Here is a 22,762-nt window from a genome sequence, read left to right on the forward strand (position 1 = left end):
GCGGGCCGGGGCCGTCTAGGCCTTCAGCCCGTGCTGAGCAGCGCCTCGACGGACTCCTTGACCGGCGCCCGCCCTTCGATGAAGTCGTGCACGCGCGGATCGGTCGAGGCCCGGAACTCGGCGACCGGTCCCTGACAGATGACCGTGCCGGAGTGCACCATCGCCATGCGGTCGCTGATGGTGAAGGCGCTCTTCATGTCGTGGGTCACCACGATGCTGGTGAAGTGCAGCTTCTCCTGTAGGCCCATGATCATGTGGTTCACGCGCGCAGTGTTGATGGGGTCGAGCCCCGTGGTCGGCTCGTCGTAGAGCACGACCTCGGGCTGCACGGCGATGGCCCGGGCCAACCCGACGCGTTTGCGCATCCCGCCCGACAGATCGGCGGGCCGCATCTCCTCGACGCCGGGGAGCCCCACCAGGCCGAGCGCCCAGTGCACGCGCTCCTTGATCTCGGCCTTGCTCATCTTCTCGCGGTAGTGTTCCTCGAGCCCGTAGGCGACGTTCTCGCCGACGCTCAGCGAGTCGAACAAGGCGCCGCTCTGGAACAGCATCGCGATGCGCTGCCGCACTCTCGACAGCTCGTCTTCGCTCATCTTGGTGATCTCTTGCCCGTTGAAGGTGATGCTGCCGCGGTCGGCGGTCAGGAGGCCGATCAGGAGCTTCAACATCACGCTCTTGCCGACGCCGGAGCCGCCGACGATGGTGATCACCTCGCCGCGGTACACGTCCAGGTCGAGCCCGCGGTACACGACCTTCTGACCGAAGGCCTTGCACACGCCGCGAAACGAGATGAGCGGCGTGACCTCGCGGATGACGGGTTCTTGCTGCACCAGGCGTGGAAGCGTAGCGCCCCACCCGGGCAGCGTCAGCCGTGGCATGCTCTGAAGCGCATGCCCGCGCGGATCCAGCGCAGGAACCGATGTCTGCCGATGCTCGCGGCGCTCGTGCTCCTGGGCTGCGCCGACGACGCCTGGGTGCCCGTCGTCGCGGCGGAGACCTGGCCGGAGGCGGACGCGATGTTTCGAAGCGATCCACGCTGGCTCGGCGGCGACGGCGCGCTCTCGATTCCGCTCGGAGGGGACCGCATCCTCTGGCTCTTCGGCGACAGCTTCGTCGCCACCAGCGACAAGGGAGATCGGCACGAGTCGGAGATGGTCAGGAACACGGTGGCGATCCAGATCGGGACGGATCCGACCTCGGCCACCCTGAGCTTCGCGTGGCGCACCGATCCCGACGGCTCTCCGGCGCCGTTCTTCTCCGATCAAGGCGACGAGTGGCACTGGCCGGCCCACGGCGCTCGCTTGCCGGGCGGTCCGCTCTTCGTGTTCCTCGCCGCACAACGCGCGACGCCGGGCCAGGGCCTCGGCTTCACCGAGGCCGGCTGGCGCCTGGTGACGATCGACAACCCCGACGACGAGCCGCTGGCGTGGCAGCTGAGCTGGCGCGACGGACCCGAGCTCGCCGCCGATCCCACGGCGACGCTGGGCACCGCGGTCGTGCTCGAAGGGTCGCACGTGTACGCGACTGCGAGCGCGCGGGGCTCTGCACACGCCGGCTGGCTGGCGCGATTTGCAACATCCGACCTCGCGGCCGGGCCGCTCGAGCCCGAGTGGTGGGCGGGGCCGTCGCTCGGATGGGCGCGAGCAAATCAGCTGGAAAACCAGGCTCCCAGCCAGATCATGAGCGACGTCGGCTCGGAGTGCTCGCTGCACTTCGAGCCCCGGGTCGGCTCCCACCTCCACGTCGCGAGCCGCGGCTTCGGCGCGACGACCATCGCGGTGCGCAGCTCGAAGCAGCTCACCGGTCCCTGGTCTCCCCAAGAGGACGTGATGACACCGCCGGAGTCGCGCGAGAGCGACGCCTTCGTGTACGCGGCGAAGGCGCACCCCGTGCTCGACACCGGGCATTCCGACGGTCTCGCGGTCACTTACGCGACCAACGCGTTCGATTTCGAGGCGCTGTTCACGCCTCTTGGACAAGAGCAGCTGTACTGGCCGCGCTTCGTGCGACTCACGCTGTCGCGTTAGAGGTGTTGCAAAAAGTGACTACGTCGAACCCAACGCTGGCGTGGGCGGAAAGACAAGTGACTACGTCACGTGATTTCGAGCATGACGCCCGTCGCTTTGCGGACGCAATCGATTGAATCCGAATTGCCCGCCGTGTTATCGAGCGCGGTTGGAGGTTTCTAAATGAAACTGAGATTGTGGACGGCACATGGGCTGAAGAAGCTCGCCGCCCTATCGCTCGCAGCCACGCTTGGGGTTGGGGGAACGGTAGGTTGCGGTGGGGATGACGAAGGCAGCGGGGGCTCCGGGGGCGGCAAAGGCGGAACCGGTGGAACCGGCGGCGGCGGAACCGGCGGCGGTGGAACCGGCGGCGGTGGAACCGGCGGCGGTGGAACCGGCGGCGTGTCCGGCGGCGGCGGAACCGGCGCTACCGGTGGCGTAGCCGGCGGCGGCGGAACCGGCGGCGGCGGAACCGGCGGCGTAGCCGGCGGCGGAACCGGCGGCGGCGGAACCGGCGGCACCGGTGGCGGCCAGCTCCAGCCCTGCGACACCCCGACGTTCGCGCCCCCGGCGGGCACGTACACCAGCGCGCAGAGCGTCACCATCTCGACGACTACGTCCGGCGCGACGATCTACTACACCACGGACGGAACGAACCCGAACAAGAACAGCGTCGTCTACAGCGCGCCGCTCGCCATCACGCAGGACACCACGCTCCGCGCCATGTGCGACGCGCCCGGCTTCTCCGACTCGCTCGTCGGCGTAGCCATCTACGACATCAACATTCCGGTCGGCGACGTGGATCCGCCTACGTTCAACCCGGCGGCGGGCACGCAGAACAACGACTTCCTGCTCTCGCTCACCAGCAAGACGCCGGCGGCGACGATTTGCTTCACACTCGATGGCTCGACTCCGGTCTGCACGAACGGCGTCTGCCAGGGCACGTCTCAGACGTACAACTCGCAGACCCAGGTACCGATCAACGGCAACGTGACCAACGCCAACACCGGCGAGGTCACGGTGACCGCCATCGCGTGCAAGGCGGGCGGTGCGAAGGACGGCGTCACGCCGGCCCAGAAGTACACCCTGAAGGTCGCGACGCCTCAGCTCAATACGCCGGCGCCGGGGGACTACGACTACGTGACCACCCCGACCGGCAACGATCAGAGCCCGCTGCTCTCTTCGGCGACCAACGGCGCGGTCACCGGGCGCTTCACCACCGCTCCGGCGGCGGCCCCGACCTGCGTCAGCGGCCAGCTGGTCAACGGCGGCAACAACCTGCCGACCAACTGGGCGTTCGACTCCAAGACCGGTAACAAGAAGTGGTCCTTCGTCGCCTGCAAGGCTGGCTACCTGGGCTCCGATGCCTACACGGCGGAGTACAAGTACAAGCTCAACGCGCCGACCCACGACAAGGCCACGGGCACCTACACCAACACCGTGACCGTCAACATCGCGCACGCCGCCAACGCCGGCGCCAGCGGGGCCTACACCTGCACCACCATGGACGGCACGGCGCCGACCTGTGGCGCGTCCAGCAGCTGCGGCGGCACGGGCACCAAGAACGCCACGTCGATCAACGTCACCAAGACGGGCACCAACGTGCGCAGCGTCGCCTGCGGCCCTGCCTTCGAGGTCTCCGACGAGGCGAGCACCACCTACACGCTCCAGCTGAACAAGCCGGTGTTCTCGCCCCCGACCGGCACCCCGGTCAACGCCAACGGCACGCTCAACGTCGACATCGACCCGGGCGCGGGCGCCGTGCCGGACTTCATCTGCTACTCGACGACCGCTGCGGTGCCGGACTGCACCTGCACGGCCTCGGGGCTGACCAAGGCACTCCCGTCCGGGTGGGCCACGGTCAACGTCTCGGCGGGCACCACCATCAACGCGATGGCCTGCAAGGCGGACTACCTGAGCGCGTCGGATAGCGCCACGTACCAGGCGGCGAACAAGATGGCCAACCCGACCATCACGCCCGGCACCGGCACGCTGAACAACAACGTGAACGTCACGTTCGAGAACAACGACACCACTCAGGGCGCCATCATCTGCTACACCACCGACGGCAGTGACCCGGGCTGCACCGGCACCTGCGTCACCGTGGCCAAGGCCGGCGCGGGCGACTCGGCGACGGTCAACAACCTGGCCACGCAGACCAACGCCACCATCAAGGCGCGGGCCTGCGACTCGGCGAGCCCCGACGTGAAGACGAACTCCGACGTCGTGACGGTGCTGTACACGCTCAAGGTCGCCACGCCGACGCTGAACAACGGCATCCCGGCGCCCGGCAGCGTGCCCATCGGCACCAACATCGCGTGGGACTCGGCCACGTCGACGACCACCAGCTACTACACCACGGACGGCAGCACCCCGGACTGCACCGGTGGCTCGGGCGTGTTCGGCAAGTCGGTCACGATCCTGAACCCGGCGCAGACCACCATCAAGGCCATCTCGTGCCGGCCGAACTTCATCCCCTCGGACGTCGCCACGTTCACCTACTCGTACTTCGTTCAGACGCCGGTGCTCTCGCAGGCCACGGCCACGCTGAACGACTACTTCACTCTGGGTGTCACCAACGCGCCGTCCAGCCTCGTTCCGTCGAACAAGTTCTGCTACACCACCGACGGCTCGAACCCGAGCTGCACCGGTGGGGTGTGTGGCTTCGGCTCGTTGTCTGCGGGCTGCACCTCGACCTCGTGCAGCATCAACGTGACCAAGACCGAAACGGTCAAGGTCATCGCCTGCAACGCGACCGGCCTGCCGAGCTCGGCCCAGGCGTCCGGCACCTATACGCTGAACGTCGGCCCCATCGCTTGGACGCCGGATCCGACGAACCCGTTCTCGACGCCGCAGAGCGTGTCGTTCGTTCCGAACCCGGTCCCGACCGGGCTCGCGACCGGCTACACCGCCTGCTGGGCGAAGGGCACCGCGAGCATCCCGCCGCAGCCGAACACCTGCGCGGGGCTCGAGGCCTACCTCGAGGCGAACTCCGGCAACAACGCCTGGACCTGCGCGTTCCAGACCACTGGTGCAGCAAACTCGCTGGGGACGATCTCCACGACGACCACGGTTCACGCCGTGGCCTGCAAGGAGGGCATGACCTGGTCGACGAGCACGAAGATCTACTCGCTGAACCCCTACTCGCACACCATCGTCGTGGACGGGCAGAACGACTTCAACGCCGCGGACGCTCTCCAGACGATGTGCTCGACCTGGCCCGACCAGGCGTACCTGTCGTGGGACGCAAACCGGATCTACCTCGGCTGGGACGGCACCTACTTCAGCACGGGCGAGGTCATCAGCGCCTACTTCGGCGATGGCGTCCAGGGGACGAACATCTCCGACACGCCGGCGCGCACCATCATGCCAGGGGCGAAGATGCTCTACCACCTGAGGTGGCAGAACACGACTCTGAACCCCGTGTTGCGGAAGTGGAACGTGACCAACTCCGTATGGGAAGACTCCACCATCCCAGTCGTCCTCGGTTACACCGGGGGGACGGGTGGCCCGGCCTACGTGGAGTTCTCGTTCCTCCGGAGCGACATCGGCAGCCCCTCGAACCTGAGGTTCAACGTCTGGATCTGGGGCGGCGGGTGGATCACGGGCGTACCCTGCACGCTTCCGGGTACGATGAACGCCAACTCGTTCAACTTCGACCTCACCGCAGCGAGCACACCGTCGTCCTACGTCGGCATCCCCTGACGTAGCGCGATAACAAACAGAATTCCGGGGAGCAGGTTCCTACCCAGGAGCCTCGCTCCCCGGAGTCTTTTTGTGCGCAGGATGGGTTGACTCGCGAACCCGAGGCGCGCACGGTCCGAGCCGCCATGCGGAGGAGCATCGCTCGGGCCTCGGTCGTCGCCGCCGCTCTCGTCGCCGTCGCGTCCTGCGGCAAGAAGGGCCCGCAGCCGAAGACGAAGGACGAGGCGTTTCAGGTCTTCGAGAAGCACAAGGCGGCCTACATCCGTTGCGAGAAGCTCATGGCCAAAGAGCAGGCCGCCGCCCCGCCGCCGCCCTCCAGTCAACCGCTCGATGCCGGCGCCACCGCACCGGCGGATGCGGCCGCCGACGCGGCCGCCGATGCCGGGAAGCGCTCGGGCACCGACGCGGGCAGCAAGGCAAGCCCCGCCCCCGTGGCGAGCGCCAGCGCGGGCCCGCCCGCGGGCGCGAGCTCCGCAATGGGCACCTCGGCACCCAAGCCACCGAGTGCCGAAGCCGGCGTGGCCCCGCCGGTGGGCGCAGCGCAAGACTGCCAGACCGAATACTGGCGCGAGATGAAGCGCGACATGGGTCCGTACGATCAGGCCACGATGGACCTCTGGTACGCGGAGTGGCGCAAGGGCGTGAAGGTCGAGTGAGCCGGCCCCTGCGAGGGGCAACGTCAACCGCCGCGCTTCGCGAGCTCGGCTCGGAGCCGAGCGAGCTCGTCCTCCGCGGCTCGGGCGCGGGCTTCGGCCTCCTGCCGAGCGACATTTGCCTCCTGCCGAGCGTGGTTCAGCTCCGAATAGCGCAGCAGGCGCTCGCCGGTCCGGAGATCGATCAGCACCAGCCGCAGGTTCTCCAGGTGCAGCGAAAGCCCCAGGGTCTCGCTCACGAACACGCCGCGGTCGTCCGGCTCGATGCGGCGGAGGTCGCCGTCCACGAGCCGGAAGCCCTGAAGAGGAGGGTCCAGGTAGTCGGCCTCTGGGTCGAACAGGAAGTACTCCGCGACACCGAAGCGCGCGCAGAGCGCCTTCTTGTTGCCGGCATCGTCGAGCCAGGTGCCCCTCGAGCTGAGCTCCAGAACGAACGCCGGGGCGACGCCCTCCTCCCACAGCTTGTAGACCCTGCGCTGCCGCTTCGGCACTCCGAACACCACGAAGACGTCGGGGGCGAAGCGAGCCTTCGGATTGCCTTCTTCGTAGTAGATGAGGAGATCGCCGGCCACGTACACGTCGTCGCGGTCGGCGTAGCGTGCCGAGAGCGACTCGATGGCAGCCATCAGCTCGTCGCGATGGGTGTCGGTCTCAGCCATCGGCCGGCCGTCGCGCGACGGATACTCGACTTCGTCGCGGCCCAGGCTGGTGGCTCCCGTGGTCAAGTCCGTCGCGGCTCCTCGATCCGTCCATCGCATTGTGCCTCCGTGATGCTCGGTCAGCAACGCGGAGAGCAAGCCGGGTGCCAGCGCCGAAACGCCGGGATCTGCTGGGGCGCGCCTCGGCGCGGGTGGCGAAGAGTGGCGACGCCGGCCTGGCGAAAGTCAGTCGCCGATCACGTCTTCGACGCGCATCTCCACCGCGTCGCCGCCGCGCCAGGCGTCGCGGCGCAAGCGCCCGAGCACGACCACGCGGCCACTGAGCTGGCCGGCTCGCGCGCCCATGCTGACGCCAAAGCCGCTCATGCGGCCGGAGCTGGGCAGCTCCAGCTCCAGCTTCAGGTGACCGCCCTTCACTTCGCGCGCGGCGACCAGCTCCGCCTGCACCGCGACGCGCGGAGCGGGGTTCCCTTGGCCGCAGGGCTCGAGCCTCGCCACGTCGCCGAGCACGCGCGCCGGTGAGTCGGCGGCGTGGAGCCAGACCGTGTCGGCGTGTTCGTCCTCCGGCGCCAAGGCCGGCGCCGCCTCGCAGGCCTTCTCGAAGCCTTCGCGCAGATCCTCGAGGCGATCGAGCCGGAGCTCGACTCCTGCGGCGGCTTGGTGTCCGCCGAAGCGCTCGAGCACGTCTTGGACCTGGGAGAGCGCGTCGTGCAGGCGCGAGCCCTTGGGGCCGCGCACCGAGCCGCGCCCGTGGCCGCTGGGCTCGAAGCCGACGGCGATCACCGGCTTGCCGTAGCGCGACGCGAGGCGGCCGGCGACGATGCCGACGATCCCGTGGTTCCAACCTGCGCGCCCGACCACGATGGCGGGCCGCTCGTGGTAGCCCGCCTCTTCGATCTCGCGCACGGCCTCCACGATCATCTTCTCCTGGATGCTGCGCCGCTCGGTGCTGAGCCGCTCGATCTCCGCGCCGATGGCCCGGGCCTCTTCGTGGCTCGTGGCGAGCAGGAGCTCGAGCGCGAGATCGGGCTTGCCCAGGCGACCCGGCGCGTTGATGCGCGGCGCGATGCGGAAGGCCACGTCCTCGCCGCTCGGCGCGTGGGCGGCGTCGAAGCGGGCCAGCTCGAGCAGCGCACGCACGCCGGGGCGGCGGCCCTCGGCCAGCGTGCGCAGCCCGGCGCGCACCAGCGCGCGGTTGTCCCCGTCGAGCGGCGCCACGTCGGCGATGGTGCCGATGGCGACCAGATCGAGCCACACGCGCAGATCCAGGCTCTGGCCCAGGCGAGCGCGCACCGCGGCGCCGACGCTCAGCGCGAGCCCACAGGATGCCAGGCCCTTGTACGGGAAAGCGCACTCCGGACGGTGCGGGTTCAGGAACGCGACCGTGGGCAGGGGCTCGTCGGGCACCAGGTGGTGATCGATCACGATCACGTCGAGGCCTCGCGCCCGCACGTCGGTCAACGTCACGTGATCGGACGAGCCGCAGTCGCAGGTGACGAGCAGCTTGGCGCTGCTCGCGGCGATGCGCTCCACGGCGGCCGGCGAGACGCCGTAGCCGCCATCGAAGCGGCTGGCCAGGAGCGGCACGACCGTACCGCCCAGAGCGCGGAGGATCCCGGTCATGATCGCGGCAGAGGTGATGCCATCGCAGTCGTAGTCGCCGAACACGGCGATGGTCTCGCCCTGCTGGATGGCGAAGGCGATGCGCTCCGCCGCGGCGTCGCGATCCGCCATGCCGTCGGGAGGAGTCAGGTGCGACAGCTTCGGGTCCATGAAGCGCGCGAGCTCCGTCGGATCGGTGAGCCCGCGCCGCTGCATCAAGTCGGCGATGGTGACCGTCAGCCCGGCGGCGCGAGCCAACGCGTGCGCCTCGGGAGGCGCCTCCGCCGGCAGGCTGGGTCGCGGACTCGGAACAAGCTCGGCGACCTCGGGGCTCGGCATGGGGACGCGGGGTATGGAACACACCGATCCCCGAGCGTCAACGAAGCTCGGACAGACAGTGACCGAGGAGGCGGAAACGCCGGGTTCGCAGCGATCCAGTTGTCACGCCCCGGGCCTCGTGTCATGTGCGGAGCATGAAGCGTGCGATCGGGTGTGCTCTCGTGGGATGGCTGATCGTGACCGGCTGCGGGAGCTCGGACGACGGCGGAGGCGGCAAGCCCGGCGGCCCCGCGTCGATCGGCGCGCCCGGCGTGGTGCTGAACGAGATCGCGATCTATCAGGGACCCAAACGCCAAGTGATGGTCGGTGGCGCGCCGGCGGAGGGCGTGCCGCTGATCGCGGGGCGCGACGGCTTGTTCCGAGTCTTTCACTCGCTGACGCCGGACTACGACGGCCAGCCCGTCACCGCGAAGCTCGACCTGTTGGATGGGCAGCCACCGCTCGAGGTGACCTTGCCGCTCTCGCCCGCCGCCAACGAGGCCGATCTCGCCAGCACGGTCACCTTCCAGATCCCCGGCAGCCGCATCGGGCCGGAGCTCAACTACGAGCTGAGCTTCAGCCAGCCCGCCGCGGGTGGCCGCGCGGACAACCCAGGCTCGCGCTTTTCGCAGAAGGTCGCGGTGGCGGGCAAGCAGAACACCTTCCGCGTCATGCTCGTGCCCTTCGCCTACGACGCGGACGGGTCCGGTCGCTTGCCGGACACCTCGCCCGAGCAGGTCGAGCTCTACCGAAAGCGCTTCCTCTCGCTCTACCCGGCGTCGAACGTGGAGGTCACCACCCACGAGCCGGTGCCGTGGAGCTCGGCGATCAGCCCGACCGGCTCGGGCTGGCAGGCCGTCGGCCTGAAGCTCTACAGCCTGCGCAACGCCGAGGGCATCCCGCCCGATGTCTACCTGTACGGCGTGTTCATGCCGACCCAGACCCTGTCGCAGTTCTGCTTCCCCAGCTGCCTGCTCGGCGTGACGCTGCTCAACGACAAGCCCTTGGACGTGGGCCAGGTGTCGCTGCGCCTGGCGCTCGGCGTCGGCTACCCGGACGTGGCGCTGAACACGGCCGCGCACGAGCTAGGTCACGCCCACGGGCGCCCGCACGCCAACTGCGGGCCCGGCCTCGACCCGAGCAGCATCGACCAGAGCTTCCCGCACCCGAACGGGTCCATCGGCGACTGGGGCTACGACATCACGAACGGGCAGCTCCACGATCCCGCGGTGGCCACCGACATCATGAGCTACTGCAAGAACCAGTTCATCTCCGGGTACAACTACACCAAGCTGTTCGACCGCGGCCAGAACGTGAACCAGCCCAAGGTGATCGCGGAGCCCAAACGCTACTGGCTGATCGCCGACGACGGCCTCGGCGGCAACGACTGGCGCGAGGTCGAGCTCACGGGCTTGCCGAGCGGTCGCGAGGTCGAGGTGACGGCCGAGACCCGCGCGAGCTCGAGCATCACCACCCGAGGCTGGTACACGCCTTACGACCACCTGGACGGCGGCTGGCTGCTGGTGCCCGCCGAGGTCGGCGATCTGGCCCGCGTGGAGCACCGCGCGCGCGGCAAGCTCGAGGTCCTCGAGCGCTGAATCGGGCGGAAAACCTGCGGCGCGACAGCGCTGTCATGCCGCGCGCGTCCCACGCGCGGAGGGCCGACGCCGATCCCTCGTGATTATTCATTCGAGCGGCCGTGGCTCGTGGATTGCATGCCTTCGCCCTCTCGTGAGCGGCGTGGCACATCAGTGGCTGGCTCCGAAAATGCTGCGGGTGTGGCTCCTCGCGCTGCCAGCAGTGCTGGCCGGGGTGCTGCATTGTGCAGCGGGCGAATCGAGCGACGAGAGCGGCGCCGCAGGCGGCGGGGGTGGCCTCGACGCCAGTCCTTGCATCGGCGTCGGCTGCGGCGGCTCCGGTGGCGCTGCGACGGGCGGCGCGGCGGGCAGCGGGCCGCCGCCGGAGGAGGAGCTCGAGAGCTCGTTCCGGTCGCCGGTCGCCACCGGCAAATACGTCTGGGCGGCCAACCCGGAGAGTGGGCGCGTAGCCCTCATCGACGCCAAGACCCTGGACGTGCAGACGGTCGAGGCGGGCAACGGTCCGACCCACCTCGCCGCGCTAGTCGATCCGAGCCAGCCGGACGCGGCCCGCGCCATCGTGCTCAACGTGAAAAGCCACGATGCGACCGTTCTCGTCGCAGACGCCAAGGGCAAGGTCACCACGCTCACGGCAGAGGTGCACGAGGACGCCAACGGTTGGGCCGTCAGTCCGAAGGGCCGTTACGCCATCGCATGGACCGATGCGGCACAGATCCCGAAGGCTGATCCCACGCAGGGCTTCCAGGACGTCACCGTGCTCGATTTGGCCGGAAACACTCTGAAATCCACGCGACTCAGCGTGGGCTACCGGCCCACACGCGTGTTCATCGCGGCCGACGAGAAGCGCGCGTTCGTGATCACCGAGCCGGGCGTCTCGGTCATCGAGCTCGACGACGGGCTCGGCCCCTACGTGAGCTCGGACGTCCCGGTCACCGACGACCCGCTGGAGAACCCGGCGTCGCGGGACGTATCCGTCACTCCGGACGGCGCGTACGCGTTGGTGCGCCGAGACGGCTCGAGCGAGGTGGGCATCGTGTCTCTGGCAAATGGCCAGCGGGTGAGCGTGAAGCTCTCCGGTCCGGTCACCGACCTCGATCTGAGCGACGACGGCACGCGCGCCATCGCCGTGGTACGCGTGCCCGGTTTCGGTGTGAGCACCGACGCCGGACCCGACGCGCCCGCGCAGGACGACGGCGGCACCGAGGCCTCCGCCGACGACGCCGGCGAAGAGGCCGAAGCAAGCGCGCCGCCCGACACCGCACCTCCTGCAATCGTCAGCTCCGACGTCGTGCTCCTGCCGATCCCGGGCATCTTCACCAACCCGACCGCGTTCGAGCAGGTCACCATCAGCGGTCAGTCGGTCGGCAGCGTGGCGGTCAGCGCGAGCGGCGGCGTGGCGCTGCTCTACACCAACGCGACGCCCAACGATCACGTCACCATGCTCGGGACCGCCGCTGGCGCTGGCTTCTTGAAGTACCGCACGGTGTCGCTGAAAGCCCCGGTGAAAGCCGTGTTTCCGTCGCCGGACGGCTCCCACGCCGTCGCGCTGCTCGCCCCGACGAGCTCGAGCACCAAGGCCGGCGCCTTCAGCGTAGTGCCGATTACTGCGGACCTGCCGCCGAAGATCCAGGGCACGGACGCGCCGCCCGTCGGCGTCGCGATCCAGTCGGCGCCCAGCGCCCGCGCGCTGGTCACCGTGCGCGACGACGCGAAGAAGATCTACGCAACTTATCTGGTGCGCATGCCGCAGCTCCAGGTCGATCCGTTCAAGCTCTCGAGCCCGCCGCTCGCGACCGGCATCGTGTCGGCTGCCGACGTGGGCTACGTAGCGCAGGAGCACCCGGAGGGTCGCATCACCTTCGTGACCCTGGCGGACGGCAAGGCGCGCACGCTGACCGGCTTCGAGCTCGGGGCCAAGGTCGTGGACGGGAGCCAGTGATGCTGCGACTTTCGTGCTTCGGGGTGCTCGGCGCAGGGTTCGCGGCGTTCCTGCTCAACTGCGGCGGGAGCGACGCCAGCGGCGCCGGCGCGCCGATGGGCGGCTCGGGGGGCGGAACCCTGGGCGGGGCCGGCGGGGCCGGCGGCAGCACCGGCGGCAGCGGCGCCGTCGGCGGCGGCTCGATCGGCGACGCCGGCATCGACGCGCCCCCGGAGCAGGAGATCGAGAGCTCCTTCCGCTCGCCGGTGGCGACGGGCAAATACGTGTGGGCCGCGAACCCCGAGAGCGGGCGCGTGGCGCTGGTGGACGCCCAGACCTACGACGTGAAGATCGCCGAGGCCGGCAACGGCCCGACCTACCTCGCGGCGGTGCCGGATCCCAGCTCCAACGCCGCCGTCGTGCTCAACGTGAAGAGCCACGACGCCACGCTGTTCCGCGTGGCCGGCAACGGCGAGGTCTCGCAGAAGACGCTGAAGACGCACTCCGGGGCCAACGCCTGGGCGGTCAGCCCCGGCGGCAAGTGGGCCATCGCCTGGACGGACGCGACCGCGATGAAGAGCCCCGATCCGACCGACGGCTTCCAGGACGTCACGGTCATCGACCTGACGATCGGCAAGGAGGTCTCGACCATCCTCACGGTCGGCTACCGGCCCACGCGGCTCGGCTTCGCGAAGGACGAGACGCGAGCTTTCGCGGTGACCGAGCCGGGCATCTCGGTGCTCACGCTCGACGGCATCGAGCCCAGCGTCAGCGCGCTGGTCGAGGTCACCGACGACCCGTTGGAGAACCCGGCCTCGCGCGACGTCACCCTGACCCCGGACGGCGCATGGGCTCTGGTGCGCCGCGACGGCAACGCCGCGGTGTCGTACGTGTCACTGGCGACCGGCACGCGCACGGACATCCAGCTCACCGGCCCGGTGACGGACCTCGATCTCGCGGAGGACGGCCAACGCGCCGTGGCAGTGGTGCGCGACACCTCGGAGGTCTTCGTGTTGCCGGTGCCGGGCGCGGCCACCGATCCGAACAGCATCGACAAGAAGGCCATCAGCGGCGAGTTCTTCGGCAGCGTCGCGCTCTCGACGGACGCGAGCGTCGCGCTGCTCTACACCAACGCCATCGAGAGCGATCACCTCACCATCCTGAAGCTCGGCCCCGGCCCGGACTACCTCACGCATCGCACCGTGGCGCTGAAGGCCGCCGTCAGCGCGGTGTTCCCGGCGCCGGACGCCAAACACGCCATCGTGCTCCAGAAGACCGCGCCAGGCAGCACCAAGGCCGGCGCGTTCAGCGTGGTTTCCACGGTCGCGCAGCTCTCGCCGAAGATCCTGGGCACCGATGCGGCGCCGAACGCCGTCGCCATCCAGCCTGCGCCCAAGAGCGAGCACGCGCTGGTCAGCGTGCGCGACGACCAGAAGAAGGTCTTCGGGGTCTACCGCGTGAAGCTCGGGAACCTTCAGGTGGACTACACCAAGCTCGCGAGCCCCCCGCTGGCAACCGGCATCGTCGCCGCCGCCAACAAGGGCTACGTGGCGCAGCTTCACCCCGAAGGGCGCATCACCTTCGTCGACTTCGCCAGCGGCGAGGTGCGGACGCTCACCGGCTTCGAGCTCGGAGCCAAGGTCGTCGAGTGACGCGCTGCGTGACACCCGAAGGGGTGAGAGGAACGAACATGAAACGACTGGCTGTGACAAGCGTACTCGTCGCGACCCTCGCCGGCTGCGGCGAGCGTCCCAGCGCCTGGGACGCTCGGGGCGAGCTGCCGGTGAAGAGCGCGGGCCTGACCGGCTCCGTGGCCCTGGTGGACACCGCCCTCGACCGCGTGTTGATGCTGACCGCGTCGTCGAACCGCTCGCTGCGCACGACGCCGCTCGGTGTCGGCAAGAACATCGTCGCCACCGAGGTGTCGCGGGACAGCTCGTCGTTCTTCGTCTTGTCCCGCGGCGTGCAGCCGCGCCGCAATCCGGACGACGAGCTGCCTTCGCTCACGGTCATCGACGGCAGCACCGAGCCGAAGGTGAACGCGCGCTACACGCTGACCGATCCGCTTCAGGGCATCGCCATCGACCCGCAGGGGGAGTGGGCCGTGGTCTACGACGCCGGCGGCATCGTCGTGAACCCGAACGAGCTGATCTTCGTCGACCTGAGCGACGCAAACGCCGAGCCGGTATCGAAGACGCTGCGCAGCTTCGGCGGCCGGCCAGAGCGCATCACCTTCACCAGCCAGCTCACGGTGCCGAACGGCGCCCCGCGCCGCTTCGTGATCGTCGAGACCGGGCAGGACGTGAGCCTGGTGGATCTGTCCGATCTGGCTCGCGACGAGGTCACGCTGATCCTGCCGAAGACCCCGACCGGTGCGACCGGGAAGCCGATGGAGGTCGCCTTCCACGACGGCGCCGTAGACGACGCGACGGACGCGCGCATCGCGGTGCGCCTGGCCAACGACACGAACCTGATGCTCGTGGATCTGGCTCCGCCGCCCGACGGCGACGAAAAGCCCTTCAAGGCCACCATCAACATCGCCGACGTGGGCGGCGTGCCGAGCAGCATCGCCTTCGTGCAGACGGACGGCGGCCTGCGGCTGGCGGCGCTGGTGCCTTCGGCGAAGGGCGCGACGCTGGTGGACCCGGCGACGACCGTCCCCGAGTTCGTGGACTTCCCCAAGCCGTTTTCCCGCATCACGCGCGTCACCGACGACGTCTCGGACAAGCCGGCCAAGAGCGACGTGGCGCTCTTGTGGAGCGACTCGACCACGGGCATCGCGTTCTGGTCGCTGGGCAAGACCAGCGGCACACCGTTCCGCAGCGTGGACGACTACGACATCGGCATCGCCGTCCAGAGCGTCAGGAGCGTGCCCGGGGACAAATACGCGCACTTGAAGCTCTTGCAGAGCACGAGCGCCAGCGAGTTCTACGTGCTCGACCTGGACAAGCGGCAGAGCTTCCCGATGCTGACCAACGCCTCGGGCTTCCAGCTCGGCGTCTCGCCGGACGGCGAGCGCGCCTGGGCGCTCCGGCCCGGCACACCGGACTTCGCGAGCATCGATCTCGCCAATCTGCACCCGACCTCGATCCAGGTGGAGCGCGACGTCGCTGCCGTGTACGACATCGCGCGGCGCGACACCGGACGCGCGGCCATCGCGCTGCACGTGAACGAGAAGGGCGAGGCGCTGTCGGTGGGCGCCACGGTCCTCGACGCGCTCGATCCGGACACGGCAAAGACGCGCTTCTATCCAGGGATCTTGCTGGGAGGGCTGCAGTGATGACGCGCGCGTTCACCTCGCTATTGGTTCTGGTTTCGCTCACGGTAACGGCCCAGGCGCAGGTCGTCTCGCCGCCCGTGGACGAGAAGCCCGCCGTCGAGGCGCCGCCGAGCGAAGCGCCGGCAGCCAAGCCCGAGCCGGCAGCCGCACCGGCGCCGGCGCCCGCACCGGCCGCGGCGCCCGCGCCCTACGCACCGTGGGTGATGGCACCTCCGGCAGCGGCAGCAGCGCCCGCGGCACCCGAGGCGGACGCGGAGCCGGAAGAGCCGCTGCCCCCCGCCGGACCGCCCGCGTGGCAGGCCTGGTTCGGCGTCCGCACCTCGTTCTTCGGGAGCAAGGGCTTCGATCCCTTCGCCGAAGACGACGTCTTCGTCGCGGGCAGCGTCGGCGCGTCGCGCAGCCTCTACACCACGCCGAAGCTCTCCTTCGCAGCCGCGCTCGGCTTCGACTTCGGCACCAAGCGCGCCGACGCCCGGGGAGAGGCGACGGCGCTCGAAACCTACCGGCTCACCGCGGGGCCGGAAGCGCGTTACCACCTCTTGCCCTCGCTGTACGCCTTCGTGCGGCCGAGCGCCGGCGTGCAGCGCAGCGTCGCCACGCTGGAGGAAGGCTCCAGCGGCACCACGCTCGCCGCGCGCGACTGGCTCCTCGCCGTAGACGGCAGCGTCGGCGCCGCCTGGTCGTTTTGGGACGTGCGCCAGAAGAAGCTCGACCTGATGTTCTGGCTGGTGGCCGAAGGCGGCTACGGCTTCACGCAGTCGAGCGACCTCTTGCTCGAGCCCGACGCCGACTCGGGCGCACCGGAGCGCACCGCCGCCCTCGATCTGGGCGAGCTCTCGACCAGCGGGCCGTTCTTCCGCATCGCGCTGGCTGGGACGTTCTGATCACTGCGGAGCGTTCGAGCAGCCCGCGTTGACCTCGATCTCCGAGCCTTCGGGGCGGAGCTTGCCGAGGTCGCCGTCGTTCGGGTGCATCAGGAGCACGCGCTGGCGGCTGCCCCCGGCCGGGATCTCGAAGGGCTTCTCCTCGACCGTCTTCCTGCCGCCCGGCCACACCAGCGTGTAGCTGGTGAAGGTGCACGAGCTCGTGGTCGGGTTGTGAAAGCTGATCTTCACGCGGCGGTCGTCCGCGCTCTCCTTGCCGGGCATCACTTCGACGATCTTCGCGCGCGGCACGGCGGGCTCGGCCTCGGAGGACTCCGCGGGCTCATCACCGGACGCCGCGGGAGCTGGCGCTGCCGTCGCCGGCTCGGGTTGCTTCGCCGCGCCGCCGCAACCCCAGACCGAGGTGACGAAGATGGCGAAGACCCAAACCCCGCGCCGCATCACGCCTGTCTACCACGCCGGTCGCCCCCCTGGCGACTCCAGCGGCTCAGTCTTCCGGGTCGTAGCCGACCGGCCCGCGGTGGACGCCAACGGCGTACCCGACGCAGCAAACGATGACAGCGTCTCGCGCATGGCGGCCCCGGAGCCCTGACGGGTCGCGCAGCCTATTCGCTTGAAGCCTCTCGGGAGACGGCTAACGGTCCTCGGCATGACTACCCCCATTCGCCGCGTCGGCGTGGTCGGAGCCGGCGTGATGGGCGCCGGCATCGCAGCGCACTTTGCCAATGCCAGCGTCGAGGTCGTCCTCCTCGACATCGTTCCCCCGAACCTGAGCGACGCGGAGAAGAAGGACCCGCGGGCGCGCAATCGCTTCGCCGAGGGTGGGCTCGACAAGGCCATCAAGGCCAGACCGGCGGCGTTCTTCCACAAGAGCCGCGCGGCGCTGGTGAAGACCGGCAACCTGGAGGACGACTTCGCGGCGCTCAGCGGCTGCGATCTGGTCATCGAGGCCATCATCGAGCGGCTGGAGCCCAAGCGCGCGCTGTTCGAGCGGCTGGAGAAGACCCTGGGGCCCGACGCGGTGGTGGCGTCGAACACCTCGGGCCTGCGCATCCAGGACATGCTGGAAGGCCGCAGCGCGAGCTTCAAGCAGCGCTTCCTGGTCATGCACTTCTTCAACCCCGTGCGCTACATGAAGCTGCTCGAGCTGGTCGCGGGGCCGGAGACCAGCCAGGCGGTGAAGGACCGCGTCGAGCACTTCGGGCGCGAGGTGCTGGGCAAGGGCATCGTCTGGGCCAAGGACACGCCGAACTTCGTCGGTAACCGCATCGGCACCCACGCCATGCTGCTGGGCATCCAGCAGATGCTGGCGGACAAGCTGGCGCCGGAGGACCTCGACGCCATCACTGGTGAGCCCATGGCGCACCCGAAGAGCGCCAGCTTCCGCACCGCGGATCTGGTGGGCCTCGACACCGTCGTGCACGTCGCGGACAACTGCTACCAGGCGCTGACCAGCGATCCGGAGCGCGAGGTGTTCCAGCTCCCGGAGTACATCCGCGAGATGGTCAAGGCGGGGCACCTCGGCAACAAGACCAAGGGCGGCTTCTACAAGAAGGCCGGCGACGACATCCAGACCTTCGATCCGTACGAGAAGGGCTACCGCGGACGCGGGGGCAGCAAGGAAATCCGCGCCAAGTGCAAGGAGATCGCCAGCGAGGAGAACCCGCGCGAGCGCGTGAGGAAGCTCTTCGCGGACCCGGGGCCCGCGGGCACCTTCGCCTGGAAGCTGACGGGGCGCGCGCTGCTCTACGCGGCCAAGATGATCGGCGAGATCACCGACAGCGTGGCCGCCATCGACGATGCGATGCGCTGGGGCTACGCCTGGGAGCTCGGCCCCTTCGAGACCTGGGACGCCATCGGCTTCACGGCTGCGCTCGAACGCATGGAGAAGGACGGCCTGGCCATCCCGGAGAGCGTCAAGAAGATGAAGGCCAGCGGCGCCACCGCCTTCTACAAGGACGGGAAGATCTTCGACCTCGGGAAGGGCAGCTACGTCGCGCAGAAAACGGATCCGAAGAGCGTGCCGATTGCGCTCCTGCGCAAGGGCGACAAGCCCGTGCTCCAGACCTCGAGCGCCGAGGCCTGGGACGTGGGCGACGGTGTCTTGTCCATCACCTATCGGAGCAAGGCCAACAGCCTGGACCCCGACGTCATCGCCATGCTGCACCAGGCGACGGAGCGGGCGGAGCGGGACTTCCGCGCGCTGATCATCGCCAACGAAGGCGAGCACTTCAGCGTGGGCGCGAACCTGTTCGGCGTGGTCGTGGCCGCGCAGCAGAAGCAGTGGGACGAGCTCGACAAGATGGTGAACGCGCTCCAGCAGGCGTGTCAGAGGATGAAGTACGCCAAGGTCCCGGTGGTCGCGGCGCCCTACGGCATGGCCGTGGGCGGCGGGCTGGAGGTGTGCCTGGCGGCGGACGCCATCCAGGCGGCGGCGGAGACCTACGCGGGCCTGGTCGAGGTTGGCGTGGGCCTGGTCCCGGCCGGTGGCGGCTGCCTGAACCTGGTCTGGCGCGCCCTGGAGGGCGTGCCGGAGGGCGCCGACGTCATCGTGCAGTCGCTGGTCGCCGCGGTGTTCAAGAACATCGCCACCGCAAACGTGGCCACCAGCGCGCTGATGGCGCAGGAGCTAGGCTATTTCCGCAAGACGGACGGCATCAGCTTCGACAAGGCTCGCGTCGCCAGCGACGCGAAGGCGCGGGCCATCGGCATGGCCGAGTCCGGCTACCACGCGCCCACGCCGCGGAGCTACGTGCTGCCCGGTGAGAGCGGGGTGGCCACCATCTCGATGCTGGTGGACACCATGGTCGCCGGCGGCTTCGCCACCGAATACGACGGCGTCATCGCGCGCAAGCTCGCCCGCATCCTGTGCGGCGGCGCGGCGGGCGCGGCGGGACCGGTCCCCGAGCAGCGCATCCTGGATCTCGAGCGCGAGACGTTCCTGTCCCTGTGCGGCGAGCAGCGCACGCTCGACCGCATGCAGCACATGCTGATGAACAACAAGCCGCTCAGGAACTGAGCTAGGCTCGGGGCATGCGCCCGTTGGTCTGCCTCGCGCTCCCGGTGCTCCTCTCGGCCCTCGCTGGAGGCTGTTCGTCCACGACCGAAAACCCCGACGGGAGCGGTGGCTCCGCGGGCGCGAGCAGCGGCGGCTCCGCGGGGGGCGGTGCGACGAAATCGTTCGCCGATTGCCGAACCGAGTGTGACAGCTCGCTGGGTTCCGGGCCGGCGTTCAAGGCCGCGCTGAACACCTGCGCGTGCCTCACCGCGACCGCGTGCGACGGACCTTGCGACAGCTTCTGCACCGGGGCCCCGCCCACGCTGGAGTGCTTCGTGTGCAAGGACCCGGCCAAGACCGGCTGCATGACCAACAACTGCACGGGCGATTGCGAGAGCTACCGGGAGTGCCTCGCCACCTGCGCTCTGAATCCCTGACCTTCCCCCGGAAGGTCGCGCCCCGCCGCCCCGTAGAACGGGGTGGCTTCCTTGTCCCGCTTCGTTCTCGCGTTCCTGGCTCTCGCGGGCTTCGGCTGTGATTCCATGCGCTTCGACGGGCCGGAGCGCGACTGGGTCTCCGACCGGGTGGTGACCCGGGAGGCCAGCGCCGACTTCGCCGGCGAGCGCATCTCGGTGCTCAACAACCACGGCGACGTCGAGGTGGTCGGCGTACAGGGCCTGTCCCGGGTGCGCCTCAGCGGGCGACCGAGCGTCGTCGCCAACGACTCGGCGGATGCCGAGGCCGCGTTCCCAGACGTCGAGGCGAACATCCGGCTCGAGCTGGTCGAGGGCGTGCTCGTGGTGGGCTGCCACGAGGCGAGCGCAGACCACGGCTCGGCGGACGCGGAGCACGCCGGCTGCGCGGACTTCCTGGTCGAGGTCCCGGCCGACCATCCCGTCGACCTCCATGTGATGGCTCGCTACGGCGGCGCCAAGGTCAGCGGTGTCACCGGTGGCCTAGTGGCCGCGGCCACCTTCGACCTCGCGGCCAGCGTGACGCCGATCTCGGGCTCGCGCGTCTCCGTCGCCTCGCGGCCCGACGGTACGAACGGCACCTGCAACGCGAGCCTCGCGCTGCCAGAGTCGGTCGCCGGTCAGTTCTTCGTCGCCGCGTTCGAGCCGGGCGCGCAGGTGACGTCCGGGTTCTCCGCGCTGCCGGTGGTGACCTGCACCCAGTACCCGACCTTCACGCAACAGACCGTGTACCCGGGCACCGACCCCTACCCGTGTATCAAAGGCTCGCTGCCCGGCCTGCCCGACGCGCCGCAGATCGAGCTCCTAGCGATGCACGGCGGCGCCAACCTCGTGAGCGGGCTCGACGCGACGCTGCCGTTCGCACCCGGACCTTGCCCGGTGCGCTGAGCGGGGAGAGAGTCGTGGCGCGCGCCATGACCTCGTCCCTCGTCTCGGAGCTCGACCGCATCCACAAGACCTTCGGCGCCAAGGCACGGCGCGAGAAGAAGCGCCTGCTTCGCGCCCTGTGCAGCGTGGACGCGCGCGACCTGCCGCGACTGTGTGGCCTGCTCGAGTTCCTGCGCGCCTACCCGGACGACGCCGAGGTGTTGGACCTCACCCGAGCGCTGATCTCCGGCCTCCGCGCCGGCGTCCGCGAACAGCTCGCCGACACCGGCGTACCGGGCAGCGTCTGCCGCTACCCGTATTCGTACGCCGTGCTCCAACGCCTGTCGCGACGCTTTCCAGGTGCGCTCGAGATCGACTGGGACGAGTTCGAGGACCAGGCGCGCCTCAGCGCGTTGCTCGACCTCTCGTTCACGGCTCCCGAGGGTGAAGCCAACGAGTACTGGCCCTACGCTTGGTCCGACTGGCTCGAGCGCACCGACTCGCGCCGCGGCAGCGATCTCGGTTTCTTCCTCAGGTTGCTCGAGACCTCGGGCCGCTCCGCCGTCGAGCAGGCCGCGCTGTTCGAGCTCTGCGACGTCCCGATCCGCTACGCGCTGAACCAGCCCGGCAGCGCGCGCGCGGAGATCGAGATCAGCGACCGGGCTCCGTGCTTCCAGGCCGAAGACCTGCCCAAGGAGCGCTTCGAGCTCCGCCCAGAGATCGAGAAGCCGCTCAGGCTGCCGCGCGCTCTGTCATGCCGGCGCGGCGAAGCGGTCCTCGACGCCTGCACGGCCGCCCTCTCGAGTCGCCTGTTGGAGATCCACCCGCTGATCTACGCCTCGCCGGACGACGTCCTCTTGGTGCCCTTCGAGCGCGGGGTGTCCATCGTGTTGGCCGGCGTCCTGCCCGAGCACCGAGCGCCGCTCGGCGCGAGCTACTTCTTCATGGTGCTGAAGAACGGGGTGCCCGCCGCTTACGGCCCGGCGGCGCCGCTGTTCGGCGCCTGCGAGCTCGGCATCAACGTGTTCCCCGAGTTTCGCGGCGGCGAGATCCGCTTCTTCTACGCCCAGTTCATGCGGCTTCTGCACCACGCTTTCGGCGTCGAGCTGTTCTACCTGACTCGCTACGGCATGGGCGAAGACAACCCCGACGCCATCGCCAGCGGCGCGTTCTGGTTCTACCGCAAGCTCGGCTTCGTTCCGACGAACCCCAAGGTCGAGGCGCTCGCGCGACAAGAGGAGGCGCGCATGTCGCGGGAGCCGGGGCACCGCTCGGACAGGAAGACGCTCCGGCGGCTGTCGCGCACCGAGGCCGTGCTGGATCTCTCCGCGGGCCGGCGCCGCCCCTTCGACTTCGGCGCGCTGGGCCTGGCGGTGAGCCGATCCATCGCCGCGCGCCACGACGGCGACCGCAGCGCGGCGCTTCGGAAGGCGAGCGCCCGCGCGCGGAAGGCGCTCGACGTCCGCGACTTCGCGCGCTGGACGGACGACGAGCGCGCGTCCCTCGAGCGGCTCGCGCTCGTGCTCGACCTGGTACCGGATCTGCCAAGCTTCAGCCGCAGCGACAAGGCCGCCCTGATCCGTGTCATCCGGGGCAAGGGCAGCCCGAGCGAGGCGGAGGCGACGCGGCTCCTGGCCAGGCACGCGCGCTTCGAGACCGCGCTCCGGCAGGTGGCGATCGCCAGCGGCGAACGCTGACTTCGCCACCCGTCGGGAGGAGGAAATCCCGAAGATGCGCGCTGGCCCACGGCTTGCTCAGGGTGTCCGCCGGAGGACGTCCCATGCACGACGATCTCGATATC

General features: G+C 69.6%; 15 protein-coding genes and 1 pseudogene. 12 read left to right on the forward strand and 4 right to left on the reverse strand.

The window, feature by feature from the left end:
- Positions 1-23 precede the first annotated feature (23 nt).
- Complete coding sequence (locus HS104_21230; protein MBE7482493.1) at positions 24-878, reverse strand: ABC transporter ATP-binding protein; 855 nt, start codon at positions 876-878, stop codon at positions 24-26.
- Positions 879-890: 12 nt separating this feature from the next.
- Here HS104_21230 and HS104_21235 point away from each other — a divergent pair, with 12 nt between their 5' ends.
- The 3 genes from HS104_21235 to HS104_21245 all read left to right on the forward strand — a co-directional run bounded on the left by HS104_21235 (position 891) and on the right by HS104_21245 (position 6,367).
- Positions 891-2,027, forward strand: coding sequence for a DUF4185 domain-containing protein (locus tag HS104_21235; protein ID MBE7482494.1), 1,137 nt, complete (start codon positions 891-893; stop codon positions 2,025-2,027).
- Between the two features lie 162 nt (positions 2,028-2,189).
- Positions 2,190-5,711: a chitobiase/beta-hexosaminidase C-terminal domain-containing protein gene (locus tag HS104_21240; GenBank protein MBE7482495.1), complete on the forward strand. Its 3,522-nt coding sequence runs from the start codon at positions 2,190-2,192 to the stop codon at positions 5,709-5,711.
- Positions 5,712-5,836: 125 nt separating this feature from the next.
- Positions 5,837-6,367 carry a hypothetical protein gene (locus tag HS104_21245; protein MBE7482496.1) on the forward strand — a complete coding sequence of 177 codons (531 nt, stop codon included), beginning with the start codon at positions 5,837-5,839 and terminating at the stop codon, positions 6,365-6,367.
- Positions 6,368-6,390: 23 nt separating this feature from the next.
- On the opposite strand, the gene HS104_21250 is transcribed toward HS104_21245, so the two are convergent.
- A complete protein-coding gene (locus tag HS104_21250) occupies positions 6,391-7,122 on the reverse strand; it encodes a Uma2 family endonuclease (GenBank protein ID MBE7482497.1) in 732 nt (243 codons plus the stop codon).
- 126 nt (positions 7,123-7,248) lie between these two features.
- Complete coding sequence (gene recJ / locus HS104_21255; GenBank protein ID MBE7482498.1) at positions 7,249-8,964, reverse strand: single-stranded-DNA-specific exonuclease RecJ; 1,716 nt, start codon at positions 8,962-8,964, stop codon at positions 7,249-7,251.
- Positions 8,965-9,098: 134 nt separating this feature from the next.
- Between recJ and HS104_21260 the strand changes: the two genes are divergently transcribed.
- The 5 genes and pseudogenes from HS104_21260 (at position 9,099) to HS104_21280 (ending at position 15,936) form a co-directional block, all read left to right on the forward strand.
- On the forward strand, positions 9,099-10,541 hold the full coding sequence (locus tag HS104_21260; protein ID MBE7482499.1) for a hypothetical protein: 1,443 nt from the start codon (positions 9,099-9,101) through the stop codon (positions 10,539-10,541).
- Positions 10,542-10,710: 169 nt separating this feature from the next.
- Positions 10,711-12,480, forward strand: a complete 1,770-nt coding sequence (locus tag HS104_21265) for a hypothetical protein (protein ID MBE7482500.1) — start codon at positions 10,711-10,713, stop codon at positions 12,478-12,480.
- Positions 12,480-14,111, forward strand: coding sequence for a hypothetical protein (locus tag HS104_21270; GenBank protein MBE7482501.1), 1,632 nt, complete (start codon positions 12,480-12,482; stop codon positions 14,109-14,111). The genes HS104_21265 and HS104_21270 overlap by 1 nt, the downstream gene beginning before the upstream one ends.
- 38 nt (positions 14,112-14,149) lie before the next feature.
- Positions 14,150-15,739 carry a hypothetical protein gene (locus HS104_21275; protein MBE7482502.1) on the forward strand — a complete coding sequence of 530 codons (1,590 nt, stop codon included), beginning with the start codon at positions 14,150-14,152 and terminating at the stop codon, positions 15,737-15,739.
- A 116-nt stretch (positions 15,740-15,855) separates the two neighbouring features.
- Positions 15,856-15,936: pseudogene (locus HS104_21280) on the forward strand (acetyl-CoA carboxylase biotin carboxyl carrier protein subunit).
- Between the two features lie 687 nt (positions 15,937-16,623).
- Here the strand turns inward: HS104_21280 and HS104_21285 are convergent.
- Positions 16,624-17,064 (reverse strand): hypothetical protein, encoded by a 441-nt coding sequence (locus HS104_21285; protein MBE7482503.1) that lies wholly within the window; start codon positions 17,062-17,064, stop codon positions 16,624-16,626.
- A gap of 208 nt (positions 17,065-17,272) precedes the next feature.
- Here HS104_21285 and HS104_21290 point away from each other — a divergent pair, with 208 nt between their 5' ends.
- The 4 genes from HS104_21290 to HS104_21305 are packed head-to-tail and all read left to right on the forward strand — an operon-like array spanning position 17,273 to position 22,658.
- Positions 17,273-19,642: a 3-hydroxyacyl-CoA dehydrogenase/enoyl-CoA hydratase family protein gene (locus HS104_21290; GenBank protein MBE7482504.1), complete on the forward strand. Its 2,370-nt coding sequence runs from the start codon at positions 17,273-17,275 to the stop codon at positions 19,640-19,642.
- Positions 19,643-19,656: 14 nt separating this feature from the next.
- Positions 19,657-20,058 (forward strand): hypothetical protein, encoded by a 402-nt coding sequence (locus tag HS104_21295; protein MBE7482505.1) that lies wholly within the window; start codon positions 19,657-19,659, stop codon positions 20,056-20,058.
- A 51-nt stretch (positions 20,059-20,109) separates the two neighbouring features.
- Positions 20,110-20,982, forward strand: coding sequence for a hypothetical protein (locus tag HS104_21300; GenBank protein MBE7482506.1), 873 nt, complete (start codon positions 20,110-20,112; stop codon positions 20,980-20,982).
- Positions 20,983-21,008: 26 nt separating this feature from the next.
- The gene (locus HS104_21305) at positions 21,009-22,658 is read left to right on the forward strand and encodes a hypothetical protein (GenBank protein MBE7482507.1); all 1,650 of its coding nucleotides are present in this window, start codon (positions 21,009-21,011) and stop codon (positions 22,656-22,658) included.
- Positions 22,659-22,762: the final 104 nt, after the last annotated feature.

The sequence above is a fragment of the Polyangiaceae bacterium genome, from assembly GCA_015075635.1.
In the GTDB taxonomy this organism is placed as follows: domain Bacteria; phylum Myxococcota_A; class Polyangia; order Polyangiales; family Polyangiaceae; genus JADJKB01.

Coding starts and splice junctions, on each gene's coding strand:
- HS104_21230 (MBE7482493.1), bottom strand. CDS start 878: ATGCCACGGCTGACGCTGCCCGGGTGGGGCGCTACGCTTCCACGCCTG.
- HS104_21245 (MBE7482496.1), top strand. CDS start 5,837: ATGCGGAGGAGCATCGCTCGGGCCTCGGTCGTCGCCGCCGCTCTCGTC.
- HS104_21295 (MBE7482505.1), top strand. CDS start 19,657: ATGCGCCCGTTGGTCTGCCTCGCGCTCCCGGTGCTCCTCTCGGCCCTC.
- HS104_21235 (MBE7482494.1), top strand. CDS start 891: ATGCCCGCGCGGATCCAGCGCAGGAACCGATGTCTGCCGATGCTCGCG.
- HS104_21240 (MBE7482495.1), top strand. CDS start 2,190: ATGAAACTGAGATTGTGGACGGCACATGGGCTGAAGAAGCTCGCCGCC.
- HS104_21270 (MBE7482501.1), top strand. CDS start 12,480: ATGCTGCGACTTTCGTGCTTCGGGGTGCTCGGCGCAGGGTTCGCGGCG.
- recJ (MBE7482498.1), bottom strand. CDS start 8,964: ATGCCGAGCCCCGAGGTCGCCGAGCTTGTTCCGAGTCCGCGACCCAGC.
- HS104_21250 (MBE7482497.1), bottom strand. CDS start 7,122: ATGCGATGGACGGATCGAGGAGCCGCGACGGACTTGACCACGGGAGCC.
- HS104_21275 (MBE7482502.1), top strand. CDS start 14,150: ATGAAACGACTGGCTGTGACAAGCGTACTCGTCGCGACCCTCGCCGGC.
- HS104_21260 (MBE7482499.1), top strand. CDS start 9,099: ATGAAGCGTGCGATCGGGTGTGCTCTCGTGGGATGGCTGATCGTGACC.
- HS104_21290 (MBE7482504.1), top strand. CDS start 17,273: ATGACTACCCCCATTCGCCGCGTCGGCGTGGTCGGAGCCGGCGTGATG.
- HS104_21265 (MBE7482500.1), top strand. CDS start 10,711: ATGCTGCGGGTGTGGCTCCTCGCGCTGCCAGCAGTGCTGGCCGGGGTG.
- HS104_21305 (MBE7482507.1), top strand. CDS start 21,009: ATGACCTCGTCCCTCGTCTCGGAGCTCGACCGCATCCACAAGACCTTC.
- HS104_21285 (MBE7482503.1), bottom strand. CDS start 17,064: ATGCGGCGCGGGGTTTGGGTCTTCGCCATCTTCGTCACCTCGGTCTGG.